The 16,146-nt window shown below is 68.2% G+C and carries 11 protein-coding genes and 1 pseudogene; 2 read left to right on the plus strand and 10 right to left on the minus strand.

The genetic code is table 11. From position 1 onward, the window contains the following. From BLW48_RS32455 to paoA, 10 genes and pseudogenes are all read right to left on the minus strand, one after another. A pseudogene (locus tag BLW48_RS32455) lies at positions 1-106 on the minus strand (superoxide dismutase [Fe]); the annotation flags it as partial. 36 nt (positions 107-142) lie between these two features. Beyond that, positions 143-811: a helix-turn-helix transcriptional regulator gene (locus BLW48_RS32460; protein WP_093059999.1), complete on the minus strand. Its 669-nt coding sequence runs from the start codon at positions 809-811 to the stop codon at positions 143-145. 36 nt (positions 812-847) lie between these two features. Then, positions 848-2,287 carry an efflux transporter outer membrane subunit gene (locus BLW48_RS32465; protein WP_093179742.1) on the minus strand — a complete coding sequence of 480 codons (1,440 nt, stop codon included), beginning with the start codon at positions 2,285-2,287 and terminating at the stop codon, positions 848-850. Next, a complete protein-coding gene (locus BLW48_RS32470) occupies positions 2,284-5,364 on the minus strand; it encodes a MexW/MexI family multidrug efflux RND transporter permease subunit (protein WP_093179744.1) in 3,081 nt (1,026 codons plus the stop codon). The genes BLW48_RS32465 and BLW48_RS32470 overlap by 4 nt, the downstream gene beginning before the upstream one ends. Then, positions 5,361-6,470: an efflux RND transporter periplasmic adaptor subunit gene (locus BLW48_RS32475; protein ID WP_093179746.1), complete on the minus strand. Its 1,110-nt coding sequence runs from the start codon at positions 6,468-6,470 to the stop codon at positions 5,361-5,363. Before BLW48_RS32475 ends, BLW48_RS32470 begins: the two co-directional genes overlap by 4 nt. A 213-nt stretch (positions 6,471-6,683) precedes the next feature. Beyond that, entirely contained in the window at positions 6,684-7,571 is an 888-nt protein-coding gene (locus BLW48_RS32480; protein WP_093179747.1) for a LysR family transcriptional regulator, read from the minus strand. Between the two features lie 39 nt (positions 7,572-7,610). Further along, on the minus strand, positions 7,611-8,321 hold the full coding sequence (locus BLW48_RS32485) for a cysteine hydrolase family protein (RefSeq protein ID WP_177142489.1): 711 nt from the start codon (positions 8,319-8,321) through the stop codon (positions 7,611-7,613). Between the two features lie 131 nt (positions 8,322-8,452). Continuing rightward, positions 8,453-10,648 carry an aldehyde oxidoreductase molybdenum-binding subunit PaoC gene (paoC, locus tag BLW48_RS32490; RefSeq protein ID WP_093179751.1) on the minus strand — a complete coding sequence of 732 codons (2,196 nt, stop codon included), beginning with the start codon at positions 10,646-10,648 and terminating at the stop codon, positions 8,453-8,455. 3 nt (positions 10,649-10,651) lie between these two features. Next, entirely contained in the window at positions 10,652-11,602 is a 951-nt protein-coding gene (locus tag BLW48_RS32495) for an FAD binding domain-containing protein (protein ID WP_093179752.1), read from the minus strand. After that, a complete protein-coding gene (gene paoA / locus BLW48_RS32500) occupies positions 11,599-12,243 on the minus strand; it encodes an aldehyde dehydrogenase iron-sulfur subunit PaoA (protein ID WP_093179826.1) in 645 nt (214 codons plus the stop codon). Before paoA ends, BLW48_RS32495 begins: the two co-directional genes overlap by 4 nt. Positions 12,244-12,380: 137 nt before the next feature. On the opposite strand from paoA, the gene BLW48_RS32505 reads away from it, so the two are divergent. Beyond that, a complete protein-coding gene (locus BLW48_RS32505; RefSeq protein ID WP_093060015.1) occupies positions 12,381-13,352 on the plus strand; it encodes a LysR family transcriptional regulator in 972 nt (323 codons plus the stop codon). Positions 13,353-13,394: 42 nt separating this feature from the next. After that, a complete protein-coding gene (locus BLW48_RS32510) occupies positions 13,395-16,142 on the plus strand; it encodes a DUF4118 domain-containing protein (protein ID WP_093179754.1) in 2,748 nt (915 codons plus the stop codon). The last annotated feature ends 4 nt before the right edge of the window (positions 16,143-16,146 follow it).

The raw sequence follows: 16,146 nt of genomic DNA on the forward strand, positions 1-16,146 counted from the left end.
CGTAGGCGTTGTGGTGCTTGCCGTAGTGGTATTCGAGGGTTTCCTTCGAATACTCGGGTGCCAGTGCGTCGAGGGCGTACGGCAGGGGTGGGAGCTTGTGTTCCATCGTGGTTTCCTTGTGGTGGTTGCTGAAAAAACAGAGTCAGGCATTCGCCTTGGGTTCGACCCGGTAGGCGCACCTTCGCGCGCCCGCCAGCACGTGTTCGACGCGGCTGACGCTCACGTCGGGCCCCAGCACTTCGTCGAAGAGTTGCAGCTCACTGCGGCAGAAGCCCGTGCAGGCCTGCGCCGCGGTGCAGATGGGGCAGTGGTTCTCGATGAAGAGAAACCCCTTGCCCTGTTCGTCAGGCCGGAACTCGGCCATGTAGCCTTCGCGGCTGCGGATTTCCGCCAGCCGCTCCAGCCGCGCCTTGAGGCTGCGCGCGCCGCGCATGGCCTCGGTGTAGTTGGTGCGCATGGTGGCTTCGCGCGCGCTGATGAGCTGGTCCATGCCCTTCTCGCCGAACACGCTGATGACGGCGCTGATCATCTGTACCGTCATCTCGGCATGCGTGTCGGGAAAGCGCTTGTGGCCCTCCCCGGTGAGCCGCCAGATCTGCGTGGGCCGGCCGCGGCCGCTGGAGCGGCTCTCGGCGTCGACCAGGCCCTCGGTTTCCAGCTTGGCCATCTGCTGGCGCACCGCCTCCACCGTGACGTTCAGCACCTTGGCGATGTCGGGAATGCCGAGCGCGCCGCGGGTCTTGAGCGTCGAGAGGATGCGGTCTGCCGGCTGGTGCGGCATCCAGGTGGGCTTGGCATCGGGGGCGGACATGGCGGATTCGGTCGTAGGGAGGAAACAGTGCCATTGTCAGGTGGTTGGCACTCCCTTCGCAGCGGCGGGTGCTTGCCAGCCGCCGCCCAGCGCCTTGTAGAGCGCGACGAGGCTGGTGTACGAGGCGGTTTCGGCCTCGGCCACGGCGTCTTGTGCGCGTAGCAGGGTGCGCTGTGCGTCGAGCACGCTCAGGTAGGGGGCGGCCCCTTCGCGGTAGCGCACCTCGGCCAGTTCGGCGGCGCGGCCGCTGCGGGCGGATGCATCCATCAGCCGTTGCAGGCGCAGCTGGTTCTGGCCATAGCCGGTGAGGGCGCCTTCCACGTCCTCGATGGCACGCAGCACGGTCTGCTCGTAGAGCGCGCGGTCGCCTTGGGCGCGGGCTTCGGCGCCACGCACGCGGGCCTTCACCGAACCCAGCCGGAGAGCCGGCCAGCTCACGCCCGGCGTCACGCTGAAGGCGCGGCTCGGCGAACTGCCCAGGTCGGAGCCCCGCAGCGCGACGAAGCCCAGGAAGCCGCCGATGTCGAAGCGCGGATACAGCTCGGCCGTGACCGCACCCACGTCGGCCGTGCTGGCCGCCAGGCCGCGCTCGGCGCGCAGCACGTCGGGCCGGCGGCGCAGCAGTTCGGCCAGGTCGCCGATGGGCAGGCGCCTGTCGAGCACGCGCAGCTGGCGCGGCTGCAGCATCGGCTCCAGCTCTCCGGGGCGCAGGCCGGCCAGCACCGCGACGCGGTAGGCCGACTGCCGGCGTGTGGTTTCGAGCGCGGGCAGCTGGCTTTCGGTGGTTGCCAGGTTGGCCTGCGCGCTTGCCAGATCGCCTTCGAGGCCGCGGCCGGTCTGCACCTGCGCCTCGGTCACGCGCAGGCTCTGGCGCAGGCTGTCGAGCGTGCGGCGCGTCACGGAAATGCGCTGCTCGGCGCCGCGCATCTCGTAGTAGTTGCGCGCCAGCTCGGCCACGGCAACGATGCGCACCTGTTCGAGATCGGCGGCGCTGGCCTCGGTGCGCGCGGTCGCCGCCTCGTCGAGCCGCTTCAGGCGGCCGAACAAATCGATTTCCCATGAGGCGTCGAAGCCCGCGCGGCTGCTCTGCGACAGCGAACGTACATCGGGTTGAGTGCCGCTGTTGCCTTGCGCAATGCTGCGCGTCTTGCTCGCGCCGGCGGTAACGACCGGCAGCCGGTCGAGCTCCGCCTCGGTCTGCGTGGCGCGGGCTTCGAGCAGCCGGGCCTGCGCGATGCGGATGTCGTGGTTCTCGGCCAGTGCGCGGTCGATCAGCGCGTCGAGCTGCGGATCGTCGAGCTGGCGCCACCAGTCGCGCTGCACCGCGTCGTTGGCAAACAGCGAGCGCTCGGGCGCAGTGATGGCAACGGGTGCGTCGGCCGGCGCCTTGTAGTCCGGCCCGACGGCGCAGCCGGCCAGCACCAGCATGCCCAATGCGAAGGGAGCGGCGTATGAAAAGAGTCGGTTCATGGTCATGCTCCTTCGGCCAGCGCATCGAGTTCGGCCGCGCGCTGCGAGTGGCCTGCCGCGCGGTGGTCGCGCGCCAGCAGCGTGTACATCGTGGGCAGCACGAACAGCGTGAACAGCGTGCCCACCAGCATGCCGACCACGATCACCAGGCCGATGCTGAAGCGGCTGTTGGCGCCCGCGCCGCTGGCAAACAGCAGCGGCACAAGGCCCATCACCATCGCGGCCGTGGTCATAAGAATGGGGCGCAGCCGGATGCGCGCGGCCTCCTCGATCGACGCGCGCCGGTCGAAGCCCTTGTGCACCTGGATCTCGTTGGCGAACTCCACCATCAGGATGCCGTGCTTGCTGATGAGCCCGATGAGCGTCACCAGCCCGATCTGCGTGTAGATGTTGATGGTGCCGAAGCCCAGTGCCAGCGGCACCAGCGCGCCGCAGATCGACATCGGCACGCTGATCAGGATGATCAGCGGGTCGCGCAGGCTCTCGTACTGCGCGGCCAGCACCAGGTAGATCACCACGATGGCGAACACGAATGCCATCACCAGCGCCGAGCCCTCCTGCGTGAACTGCCGTGCGTCCGACTGCCAGTCGTAGCTGAAGCCGGCCGGCAGCTTCTTAGCCTCTTCGCTCAGGAAGGCCACCGCGTCGCCCATGGTCACGCCCGGCATCGGAATGGCCTGGAAGGTGGACGCGTTGAGCTGGTTGAACTGCGTGAGCTTGTTGGGCCCCACGCTGGTCGACAGCTGCACCAGGTTGGCCAGCGGCACGGGCTGGCCGCTCGCGCTCTTCACGAAGTAGCGCGACAGCGCCTCAGCCGTGAGCCGCTGCTCGCGCGGCGACTGCGGAATCACGTCGTACGAGCGGCCGTCCATGCCGAAGCGGTTGACGTAGTTCTCGCCCACCAGCACCGCCAGCGTGTCGCCGATGGACTTCATCGTCACGCCCATGCTGTTGGCCTTGGCGCGGTCCACGCGAATCTCGACCGTGGGGTTGTTGAATTCCAGGTCGCTGTCGACCACGGCGAACTTGCCGCTGTCGCGCGCCGACTTCTTCAGCGCTTCCATCGCCTCGAACACGGTGCGATGGTCGCCCGCGCTGCGAATGACCATCTGCACCGGCAGCCCGCCGGTAGAGCCCGGCAGCGAGGGCAGCTGGAACGCGAAGACGCTGCTGCCTTCCACGTCATTCATGCGGCCCTGCGTGTCGCCCTGGATCTGGTCGGCATTGCGCTTGCGGTCTTTCCAGTCGGACAGCTGCACGCCGCCGATGCTGTTCGACACGCCGTCCGAGCCGTTGATGAGCCAGCGGCCGGTGTTCTCGGGCAGCGTGGCGAACACCTCGTCCCACTTCTTGCCGAACTTCTCGACGTAGTCGATGTTGGCGTGCTGCGGCGACTTGATGGCCGTGAGCACCATGGCCTGGTCTTCACCCGGGGCCAGCTCGCGCTGCGCCGCGTTGTAGAGGAAGGGCAGGCTCACCAGCACCAGCGCCGCGAACGCGCCGGTCACCCAGCGGTGGTGCAGCGACACGTCGAGCAGCCGGCCATAGCCCGTGGCGAGCCGGTGGAAGAAGGCCTCGGCAGCGCGCGCCATGCGGCTGCCTGCGGTGTCCTGCGGCAGCAGGAACGAGCTCATCACCGGCGACAACGTGAGCGCGATCACGCCCGACACCACCACCGCACCCGCCAGCGTGAAGGCGAACTCCTTGAAGAGCGAACCGGTGAGCCCGCCCATGAGCCCGATGGGCGCGTACACCGCGGCGAGCGTGAGCGTCATCGCGATCACCGGGCCGGCCACTTCGCGCGCGCCGATCAACGCGGCCTGCACGCGCGACTTGCCTTCTTCTATGTGGCGGTGCACGTTCTCCACCACCACGATGGCGTCGTCCACCACCAGCCCGATGGCCAGCACCATCGCCAGCAGCGTCAGCAGGTTGATGCTGAAGCCGAACAGCAGCATCAGCGCGGCGGCGCCCAGCATCGACAGCGGAATCGTCACCACCGGAATGAGCACCGCGCGGATCGAGCCCAGGCACAGGAAGATCACGATCACCACGATGGCGATGGCTTCGAGCAGCGTGTGCCGTACCTCGTCGATGGAAGCCTCGATGAAGCGCGCCAGCTCGAAGGGCAACTGCACTTCAACGCCCGGGGGCAGGTTCTGCTTGATGCCGGGCAGCAGCTCGCGGATGCGCTTCACGATCACCAGCGGGTTGCCGTTGGGCGCCGCCTGCAGGCCGAGGTAGATGGCGGGCACGCCGTCCATCGTCGCGCTGCTGTCGGCGCTGGCCGCGCCCAGCTCCACCGTGGCCACGTCGCCCAGGCGCACGATGGCGTCGCCGTCTCGCTTGACCACCATGTCGCGAAACTCGGCCACGTTCACCAGGTCGGTGTTCACGCGGATGTTCGACACCACGTACAGGCCCTTCACCTGCCCGGGCGCGGCCTGCACGTTGTTCTGGCGCAGCGCGTCGGCCAGTTCGCCGGCCGAGATGCCGCGCGCGGCCATGCGGTTGGGGTCGAGCCACACGCGCATGGCGAGCGTCTGCCCGCCCGACACCTCGACGCCCGAGACGCCGGTGATGGAAGCGAACTGCGGCTGCACCACGCGCGAGAGGTAGTCGGTGAGCGCCGGCATCGGCATCGTCTTGCTGGAGAAGCCGACATAAGCCACGGCAGTGGCCTCGCCCGACGATTTGAGGATCACCGGGTCGAAGGCCTCGGCCGGCAACCGGTACTTCACCTGGCTGACCTGCGCCATCGCCTGTGTGAGCGCCTGGTTGGCGTCGGCGTTGAGCTTCATGCGCACGCTGATCACGCTGCGGCCCAGCGTGGAAGACGACGAGAGGTAGTCGACGTTCTCGATGGTCGCCACCGCCTGCGCGATGGGCTGCGTGACGAAGCCCTGCATCAGCTCCGGCGAGGCGCCGGGGTACTGTGTGGTGATGGTGAGCGTGGTGCTCTCGGTCAGCGGGTACTGCCGCACCGGCAGGTCGCCCAGCGCACGCGCGCCGAGCAGCAGGATGAGCGTGCTCACCACCAGCGCCAGCACGGGGCGGCGCACGAAGAGGTCGGTGAACTTCATGACTTCGATTCCTGCGCGAGGGCCAGCGTGTCTTTTGCAGTCGGCATCACGGCGGCGCCGGTGTACAGGCGCAGCTGGCCGGAGGTGACGACCTTGTCGCCGGGCATCAGGCCTTTTTCGATGACGACCAGGCCGTCCTGCCGCTCGCCGGCTTTCACGAATACCTGCTGCGCCGTGAAGCCGTCGCCCTTTTCGGCGGGCCGCACCACGAAGACCGAGTCGCCGTGCGTGCTGTAGGTGATGGCCGTCTCGGGCACGGTGATGGCGTCGGCACGCGCCGGCAGCGCGACCTTGCCGTTGACGAACATGCCCGGCGTGAGCGCGCCGTCGGCGTTGTCGATGGTGGCCTGCAGGCGCACCGTGCGCGTGTCGCTGCCGATCTGCGGCTCGATGGTGCTGAGCCGTCCCTGGAACACGCGCCCCGGATAGGCGTCGACCGAGAGCGCCACCTGCTGGTTGCGCTTGAGCACGGGCAGCGCTGTTTCGGGCAGCGTGAGGTTGGCGAACAGCGTGCGGCTGTCGGTGAGCGACACCAGCGCATCGCCGGCCCGCACGAACTGGCCGAGGTTGACGCGGCGGATGCCGAGCACGCCATCGAACGGCGCCTTGATGCGCTTCTGCTCCAACAGCGCCTGCACGCGCCGCAGATCGCCGCTGGCCTGGTCGAAGGCGGCCTGCGCCTGTTCGAGCTGTTCCTGCGTGGCCGCCTGCTGCGGCACCAGACGGCGCGTGCGGTCGAGCAGTGCCTTGGCATTGGCGCGCTGAGCCGTCAGGCGCTCCAGGTCGCCCTGCTCGGGTGCGTCGTTGAGCTGCACCAGCAGCTGCCCCGCGCGCACTTCGCCGCCGGGCGTGAAGAGAATCTTCGCGACGCGGCCTTCCACTTCCGCCGGCACTTCGACCTGCCGGTTGGCCTCCAGCGTGCCGATGCCGCTGAGGAAGCGCGCCACCTCAGTCTTCTGCGCGGAGGCCACCGCCACCTTGGCCGGCGGCCTGCCGCCACCCTCCGCATGCGCTGGCGTGAGCTTCGTGACGAGCCCGTAGCCGGCTCCCCCAATTACCAATGTCGCGAGGCCGGCGCCTAGCCACGCCCTTGATTGCTTGTTCATTACGACGCCCATTATTAATCAAAGAAAGTACTTTGATTATTAAAAGATGCCGGTGGCCTGTCGATGAAGGCGTGGCAATGGCCGTCATAGGCCGGGGCTATTTGTGCAAGGCTGTGCATGTCGAGTTCTCCAGGGTTGCGCGGGGATTCCCGCTGACCTGAAGAAGACGCGCCACCCACCCGGGTTGTGACAACCCGGTGCCTTGCTATCTATCTATCTGTAGTGAGTCGCCATGAAATCGATGAAGGCGCGCACCGCGGGCTGCACGTGCCGCGTGCGCGGATAGAGCGCCGCGTAAGTGCGCTGACCGAGCGTGACCTCCGGCAGAACGCGCACCAGCGCACCCGCGTGAAGATCGGCGCGCACCGTGTGCCATGTCAGCGCCGCAATGCCCAACCCGCATTTCGCGGCCGAATACAGCGCGGTGATCGTGTCGCAAGCGAAGCGCGACTCGGGTCTGAACGTTTGCTGCCGGCCGTCGCGCGTGTGCAGGGTCCGGTGCGCAGGGCTTTCCGGCCCGTTGTGCCGCAGGCACTGGTGCTGCGACAGGTCTTCCGGCGTGCGGGGCAGGCCGTGCTCGGCCAGATAGCGTGGCGCGGCGACCAGCACCATGTCGGAGACGGCCAGCGTCCGCGCCATCATCGAGGCATCTTCCAGTTCGGCGCTGATGCGCAGCGCGACGTCGATGCCTTCGGCGACCAGCTTGGTGAAGCGGTCGGTGCAAACGACTTCCAGTCGGATGCCTGCATGCCGCGCCTGGAAGGCCGGCAGCCAGTCGGGCAGCTCCAGCGTCGCGATCGAGAGCGGCATGCTTACCTTCAGTGTTCCCGAGGGCGCCTTGCTATCCGCCGCCGCATCGGCATGGGCCGCATCCAGTCGCGAGAGGATGTCCATGCAGGCGGCGAGATAGCGATGCCCCGCTTCAGTCAGTGTGATACCGCGCGTGTCGCGCCGCACCAGCTGCGCGCCGAGCGACGCCTCCAGTGCCTGCAACTGACGCGACAGGCTGGAGTGCGTGGTTTCCAGCGACTGCGCCGCCGACGAAAGGCTCTTCGTCTGCGCAATGCGTTGAAAGGCGCGCATCGCCTTCACCTGATCCATGCGCCGCCCTCCTGCGGGTTTCTTAGATTCCTCGCATTTTCAGGCAACCGGCAATGCCAGGATCTGCGCGGTGGTCAGCACCTCGCCGAAGGTGTCTTCGATCTCGGCCAGCGCTGCGCGATGCAGGCTGTCGTGCGAAACGGTGTCGCCGTTCTCGCGGCGGATCGACCGGGTGGCCGTGGCATCGGACGACACCACCACGTCGAAGCCTTGCACAGCGCCGTCGCGGGCAGCGCCGGCCACGCATGCGTGGGTCATGAGCCCGGTGATGACGAGCGTCTGCACGCCGGCTGAGCGCAGGCGCTGTGCGATGTCGGTGCTGGCGAACACGCTGACGGTGGTCTTCTGCACGACCGTATCGCGCGCCCTCGGTTGCATGTCTGCGTGGAACTTCACGGTGTCGCCGCCCTGGGCGAATGTCGCGGAGCCTGCCGGCGCCACGTGCTGTATCTGGAACACGGGGAAAGCGTGCCGGTCCGCCCACGCCAGCAGGCGCTTCGTGCGGGTGACGGCATCCGATGCGTCGGCAATGGGCATGCGGCCGGTGAAGTATTCGTTCTGGAAGTCGATCACCAGCAAGGCAGTGGCCTTGCCGTTCAATTGCTGCAGAGGTTTCGCGCCCGACATGGCGCGGAGGGTCGGCGTCGGTGCGGGGGAAGACGCGGGTGCGGCAGCGGAAGTGCCGACGATGCCGGCCGCGCAGGGCACGGCCAATACGCTCATGAGTCCGCGGCGAGAGAGTCCTGACATGGTTGCTGTTCCTGGAAGAGATTCATCAAAAGTGATGAGGAAGTCTAGGAACGGCAGCGGACAGCGACTAGGCCGGCACGGCGACAAGTGTTGTGCGGCTTGCGCACACCGCCGCCGGACGCGGATGCAATTCAAGCCGCGTCGGGCATCCGGCTGATGAGCTTGTCCAGCGTGATCGGATAGTCGCGCACCCGTATGCCCGTGGCGTTGTGGATCGCGTTCGCTACCGCCGCACCCACGCCGCAGATGCCGAGTTCACCAACGCCCTTGGCCTTCATCGGCGAAGAGATCGGATCGGTCTCGTCCAGGAAGATCACTTCCTGGTGCGGGATGTCGGCATGCACCGGTACCTCGTAGCCGGCCAGGTCGTGGTTGACGAAGAAGCCCAGACGCTCGTCCACGGCAAGCTCTTCCATGAGCGCGGCTCCTACCCCCATGGTCATCGCGCCGATGACCTGGCTGCGCGCCGACTTGGGGTTGAGGATCCGGCCCGCGGCGCAGACGGCGAGCATGCGTCGCACCCGTATCTCGGCCGTGAATGCGTCGACCCCGACTTCCACGAAGTGCGCGCCGAAGGTGGACTGCTGGTACTGCTTGTCGAGGTTGCCGAACTCCAGCACGTCTTCCGCGACGATGCTCTCGCTGGCCGCGATACCGGCGAGCGGCACGCTGCGGCCACCGGCGCGCACCATGCCGTCCGCGAAAACGGCGCCGGCGGAGTCAAGGCCCGCCCGCTGCGCGACGGCCTCCCGCAGCTTGGTGCAAGCAGCGTAGACACCAGCCGTCGAGCAGTTGGCGCCCCATTGCCCGCCCGAGCCGGCGGACGCGGGAAAGTGCGAATCGCCGAGCCGCACGACCACGCGTTCGAGCGGCACGCCCATCATCTCGGCGGCCGTCTGCGCAATGATCGTGTAGCTGCCGGTGCCGATGTCCGTCATGTCGGTCTCGACCGTCACAACGCCGCGCGCATCCAATGCCACGCGCGCAGCCGACTTCATCACCTGGTTGTTGCGGAACGCCGCCGCCACGCCCATGCCGACAAGCCATCGGCCGTCGCGCACGAGGCCGGGCCGCGCGCTGCGCTTGTTCCATCCGAAGCGCTCGGCACCCGTGCGCAAACACTCGATGAGGCGGCGCTGCGAGAAGGGGCGGCTCGGGTTGGCCGGGTCTACCTGCGTGTCGTTCAGCACACGGAATTCGATGGGGTCGATGCCCAGTTGCTGCGAGATTTCGTCGACGGCAATCTCCAGCGCCATCAGCCCCGGCGCCTCGCCCGGTGCGCGCATCGCGTTGCCTTCGGGCAGGTCGAGCAGAGCCAGCCGGGTGCCGGTGAGCCGGTGCTCGCCCGCGTAGAGCAGGCGCGTCTGCTGCACTGCGTTCTCGGGCTTGCCGTCCACCAGGTTGCCGGACCAGCTTTCATGGCCGATGGCGGTGATCTTTCCCTGCGCGGTGGCGCCGATGCGGATGCGCTGGATCGTCGCGGGCCGGTGCGTGGTGTTGTTGGCGATCAGCGGGCGCTGCAGCGCGACCTTGACCGGCCGGCGCGCAATGCGCGCGCCCAGCGCCGCCAGCAGCGTGTCCGCCCGCAGGAACAGCTTGCCGCCGAAGCCGCCGCCGATGTAGGGCGACATGAGGTGGACCTTGTCCTTGGGCATGTCCAGCGTCTTCGCGAGTTCGCCGGTGGTCCAGTCGATCATCTGGTTCGAGGTCCACACGGTGAGCCTGTCTCCATCCCACGCGGCGATGGTGGCTTGCGGCTCCATCATCGCGTGCGAGTGGTCGGGCGTGGTGTAGGTCTGGTCCAGCCGCACCTCGGCCTTGGTGAATGCGCTGGCGAAGTCGCCGACGGTGTTGTCGCGGTTGATCGTCTTGCGGTCCGTCGAGGCCTTCGCGTCCGCGAGGCCGAAGCTGCCTTCGGCGCGTGCGTACTTCACCTGCACGAGCTGCGCCGCGGCGCGCGCCTGCTCGAAGGTCTGCGCCACGACGAGCGCAACGGCCTGGTGGTAGTGGTCGATGACGGGGCCACCGAGCAGCCGGGCCGTATTGAAATTGCCCTTGCCCAGCTTGCCTGCGTTCTCGTGGGTGACGATGGCGATCACGCCCGGCGCGGCCTTCGCGCGGCTCAGGTCGATCGAAACGATCCGGCCCTTGGCAATGGCCGATCCGACGATGTAGCCGTAGGCCTGATTGGCCACAACGTCGTGCCTCTCGTATGCGTAGGGGGCAGTGCCCGTGGTCTTGAGCGGACCGTCGATGCGGTCCACCGGCTGGCCGATCACCTTCAGCTGGTCGATGGGGTTGGTGGTGGCGGGGGTGTCGAACTTCATCGCTCAGCTCCTGGCTTGCGTCAGCACCGCATCGAGCGTGCGCTCGACCAGCGACACCTTGAAGGTGTTCTGTGAAGTGGGCTTGGCGCCGGCAAGCAATGCCGCGGTCACGGCCCTGGCGCCGCGAGGCATCTCGGCCTCCGCCGCCTCGACGCGCCACGGTTTATGTGCGACGCCGCCCACCGCAATGCGGGCACTGCCATCGCGCTGCACGATCGCACCTACCGAAACCAGCGCGAAGGCATAGGAGGCCCGGTCGCGCACCTTCTGATAGATGTGCCTGCCGCCCACCGGTGCGGGGAGCTTGACCGACGTGACCAGCTCGCCGGGGGCCAGCGCTGTTTCAACATGCGGCGTAGCGCCGGGCAGCTTGTGGAAGTCGGCGATGGGGATGGTGCGCCGCGAGCCGTCGGCGCGGATGGTCTCCACAGTAGCATCGAGCGCGCGCATCGCGACGGCCATGTCGCTGGGATGCGTCGCGATGCATGCATCGCTCGTGCCCACGATCGCATGCTGCCGGGTGTATCCGCCGATGGCCGAGCATCCGCTGCCGGGCTGGCGTTTGTTGCAGGCCTGGTTGGTGTCGTAGAAGTAGGGGCAGCGCGTTCGCTGCAGCAGGTTGCCCGCGGTCGTTGCCTTGTTGCGCAACTGGCCCGAAGCGCCGGCGAGCAGGGCGCGCGACAGCAAACCGTGGTCGCGCCGCACGCGGCTGTCGGCGGCAAGATCGGTGTTGCGCACCAGCGCGCCGATGCGCAGGCCGCCGTCGGGCGTGCTTTCGATCTTGTCGAAGCCCAGGCCGTTGACGTCGATCAGGTGAGCGGGCGTCTCTATCTCCAGCTTCATGAGGTCGAGCAGGTTGGTGCCGCCCGCGATGAAGCGCGCACCCGGCACCCTTGCCGCCTTCATGACGGCCTCCGTCGGCGACGACACGCGCTCGTAGGTGAAGGACTTCATGCCGTTCTCCCCGCGGCCACTTCGGTGATCGCATCGACGATGTTGCTGTAGGCCCCGCATCGACAGATGTTGCCGCTCATGCGCTCGCGCAGTTCCACCACCGTGACTTGGGGTCTGGCCGTCAGGTCGGCGCTCACGTGGCTGGGGATGCCTTCGCGAATCTCGTTCAGCACGGAGACGGCGGAGCAGATCTGCCCCGGCGTGCAGTAGCCGCACTGGTAGCCGTCGTGCTTCACGAAGGCGGCCTGCATCGGGTGCAGCGCACCCGGCTTGCCCAGGCCTTCGATGGTGGTGACCTTGGCGCCTTCGTGCATCACCGCCAGCGTCAGGCACGAGTTGATGCGGCGGCCCTCCACCATCACGGTGCAGGCGCCGCATTGGCCGTGGTCGCAACCTTTCTTGGTGCCGGTCAGGTGCAGGTGCTCGCGCAGCGCATCGAGCAGGGTGGTGCGGTTGTCCAGTGTCAGGACGTGTGTCTTGCCATTCACTTCAATGGTCGTCTTCGACAGGCCGGAGAGCTTTGGCGCGGGTCTCGTCGCCGCGTTGGCCGCTGGAGCCTCCGCGACCACTGCCGCCGAAGCGGCCCCGGCAATCAGCAGATCGCGCCTGGAGATGGTGGTGGGTTCGTCGGGGGTATTCATGCCGTGCCGCGTGCCTTTCATCTCGAACAACTGCAATCCGCCAATGTAGGCCGGTACCCCCGGGCCGAACTAGGCGGAACGGCCTTGATGCACTGACAAGTTGCTCTTGATAATCGACGGCCACACTGGAGGCCTTTATGCCTATCAATGAACTGCGTTCCATCGCCACATTCGCCAGGACGGCCGAACTCGGCAGCCTGCGACAGGCCGCCGCGGCGCAAGGGATGACGCCGCAGGCCGCCAGCCAAGCCCTGGCCCAGCTGGAGCAGCACCTCGGCGTGCGGCTGTTCCATCGCACCACGCGCAGCATGGCGCTCACAGACGAGGGGCGGCAGTTTCTGGAGGCCGCGCAGCCCGCGCTGCTCGGTCTGCAGCGCGCCCTGCACATGGCGCGCCGGGCAACCGACGAGATTGCCGGGCCGCTGCGCATCGTGGGGCCGCGATCGACCTTCGCTCCCGTGTTCTGGCCCCTGCTCGACGAGTTCTGCAGGCTTTACCCTGAAGTGCAGCCCGACGTGCAACTGGACGACCGCATCGGCAACTGGGTGGAAGACCGGGTCGACGTGGGTTTTCGCGTCGGCCCGTCGCCGGCCGAGGGCGTCATTGCGCGAAGGCTGTTCGGCCTCCAGCTCATCGTCTGCGCGGCCCCGTCGTATCTTGATCGCCATGGCGCGCCCGACAGCCTGAACGCGCTGGCCGCGCATCGCTGCAGCGGCTTCCGTCTCCCGAGCACGGGCAAGGTCATGCCCTGGTACGTGAAGGTCGGGGAGGATGTCGTCGAGCATCACATCGTTCCGGCACTGTGCGTCAACGACGAAGCGCTGGAAACCGAAGCGGTGCTGGCCGGGCATGTCATCGGTTCGATGACCAGCGTGAGCGCCAGCGCGCACATCCGGGCCGGGCGGCTGATACCGCTGCTGAGCGAGCACGCCGCCGACCGTTCGGCCGTGTTCGTCTACTACGGAAGCCGCGCGGCCCAGCCCGCGCGCGCCAAGGCATTCATCGACCTGGCCATCGAGCGGCTGACCAACAACCCCGCCTACCTGCTGACGGCGGAAGAACTGCGTTCCGCGGAATCCGCAGGGCGGCTTGCACATGCACGTCGTTAGGGTGAGTCGACATTCAATCCGATGCGCTAACCTGTGCCGCCGATGAACGACGTTTCCCGCCCTGATCCCGACGCCCTGCTGGCCCAACTGCGAAACGACGAAGCGCGCGCATTGCGCGGCAAGCTGCGCATCTACTTCGGCGCCAGTGCCGGTGTCGGCAAGACCTGGGCGATGCTGAGTGCCGCGCAGCGCGAGCGCACCACCGGCCGCGACGTGCTCATCGGCGTGGTTGAGACCCACGGCCGCACCGAAACCGCCGCGCTGCTCACGGGGCTGGAGGCGCTGCCGCTGCGCGAGCTGGACTACCGCGGCCGCACCCTCGCCGAATTCGATCTCGATGCCGCGCTCGCGCGCAAGCCCGCCGTGCTGCTGGTCGACGAACTGGCTCACACCAACGCCCCCGGCTCGCGCCACGCCAAGCGCTGGCAGGACGTGCAGGAACTGCTGGCCGCTGGCATCGAGGTGTGGTCTGCCCTCAACGTGCAGCACCTCGAAAGCCTCAATGGCACGGTCGGCGCGATCACCGGCGTGCGTGTGCACGAGACCGTGCCCGACACTGTGCTCGACGAGGCCGACGAGGTGGTGCTGGTCGACGTCACACCCGACGAACTCACGGCGCGGCTCGCGGCCGGCAAGGTCTACCTGCCGCAGCAGGCCGAGCGCGCTGCGCAGAACTTCTTTCGCAAGGGCAACCTGATCGCATTGCGCGAGATTGCGCTGCGCCGCACCGCCGAGCATGTGGAAGACGACGTGCGCGGCTGGCGCGTGGAGCAATCGGGCGCTGGCGGCAACGGGCAGGGCCGCGAGCTGCAGGCCTGGAACACCTCGGGCGCGATCCTCGCCTGCGTGGGCCCGCATGAAGGCGCGGCGCAGACGGTGCGCACTGCGGCGCGTCTCGCGGGTCAACTGAATGTGCGCTGGCATGCGGTGTATGTCGAAACGCCCAGGCTGCAGCGGCTGGCCGCGGCGGAGCGCGATCGGACTCTTGCTGTGCTCAAGCTGGCGGAAGAACTGGGCGCGGCCACCGCCGTGCTCACCGGCTCCGATGTGGCGGAGCAGCTGGCCGAACAGGCACGCCGGCTCAACTGCGCGACGCTGGTGCTGGGGCGCGCCGAACCGGCCACCGGCTGGCGCCGCTGGTGGCCCGCGGGAGCGCAGCCGCTGGCGCGTGCGCTGGCCCAACGCGCACCCGCGCTCGACATCATGGAAGTGGCCCGCGCGGAAAGCTCGCGCCGCCTGTCGCGCACCCAGCTGGAGGGCATGCGCATCGACAGCGACGATCACGAGAGGGCGCCCACCCACTGGCCCGCCTACGCATGGGCCGCTGCCACCAGCATCGCGCTCACGCTGGTCTGCACGCCGCTGGCCCACGTGCTGGAGCTGTCGAACATCGTCATGCTGTTCCTGCTCGGCGTGGTGGGCGTGGCGATGCGCTTCGGGCGCGGGCCCGCGGCGCTAGCGGCTCTGCTCAACGTCGCGGCCTTCGACTATTTCTTCGTGCCGCCGCGCCTGTCGTTCGCCGTGAGCGACGTGCAGTACGTGCTGACCTTCGCGATCATGCTCGGCGTCGGCTTGCTGGTGGGGCAGCTCACGGCGGGGCTGCGCTTCGCGGCCGGCGTGTCGGCCAGTCGCGAGCGGCGCGCGCGTTCGCTGTTCGAGCTCACGCGCGAACTGTCGGCCGCGCTGGAAAGTTCGCAGGTGATCACGCTCGGCACCGCCGCTGTGCAAGGTCACTTCGGCGGCGATGCACTTGTGCTGGTGACCGACGCGGCCGATCAACTGATGCTGCCCGCCGACCCTCCCAAGGGCTTCGACCCGCAGGTGGCCGACTGGGCCTTCCGCCACGCCCAGCCCGCCGGCCTTGCGACCGCCACGCTGGCGGCGCAGGCCTGGCACTACGTGCCGTTGCAGGCGCCGATGCGCGTGCGTGGCGTGCTCGCCCTGTCGCCCGCGCAGCCGCGCTGGCTGCTCATTCCCGAACAGGCGCAGCAGCTCGACACGCTGGCGCGGCAGATCGCGATTGCGCTGGAGCGCGTGCACTACGTCGAGGTGGCGCAGCAGGCCGTGGTCGAGATGGAATCAGAGCGCCTGCGCAACGCCCTGCTCGGCGCCATCTCGCACGACGTGCGCACGCCGCTCACCGCGCTGATCGTGCTGGCCGAATCGCTGCAGACCCTGCCGCCCGAGGAGCACGGCAACACCGCGCGCGCCATCGTCGCGCAGGCACACGAACTGCATGCGCTGGTCAACAACCTGCTCGACATGGCGCGGCTCGAAAGCGGCATTGCAGGCGGTGCGGTGAACCTGCGGCGCGACTGGCAGTCGGTGGAGGAGGTGGTGGGCTCTGCGATTCGCGCAGCGCGCACGTCGCTCGGCAACACCGTCGTGCAGACCGCGCTCGACCCCGAGCTGCCGCTGGTCGAGTTCGACGCGGTGCTGATCGAACGCGTGCTGGTCAACCTGCTGGAGAACGCCACCAAGTACGGCGCGCCGCCCATCGTGGTGGGTGCACGGGCCGAGCCCGGCACGCTGGTGCTGACGGTGCGCGACCACGGCCCCGGCCTGTCTGCCGCGCTGCTGGGCCACGAGCAGAAGCTGTTCGACAAGTTCACGCGCGGCGAGGTCGAATCGGCCACGCCCGGCGTGGGCCTGGGCCTTGCGATCTGCAAGGCCGTGGTGAACGCGCACGGCGGCGAAATCGCTGCGGGCAACGCGCGCGACGGCGGTGCAGAATTCACGGTCACCTTGCCCCGCCGCGAGCCTCCCGAACCGGCAGAAGCCCAACTCTGAACCC

Source organism: Variovorax sp. YR266 (assembly GCF_900107295.1).
GTDB lineage: Bacteria > Pseudomonadota > Gammaproteobacteria > Burkholderiales > Burkholderiaceae_C > Variovorax.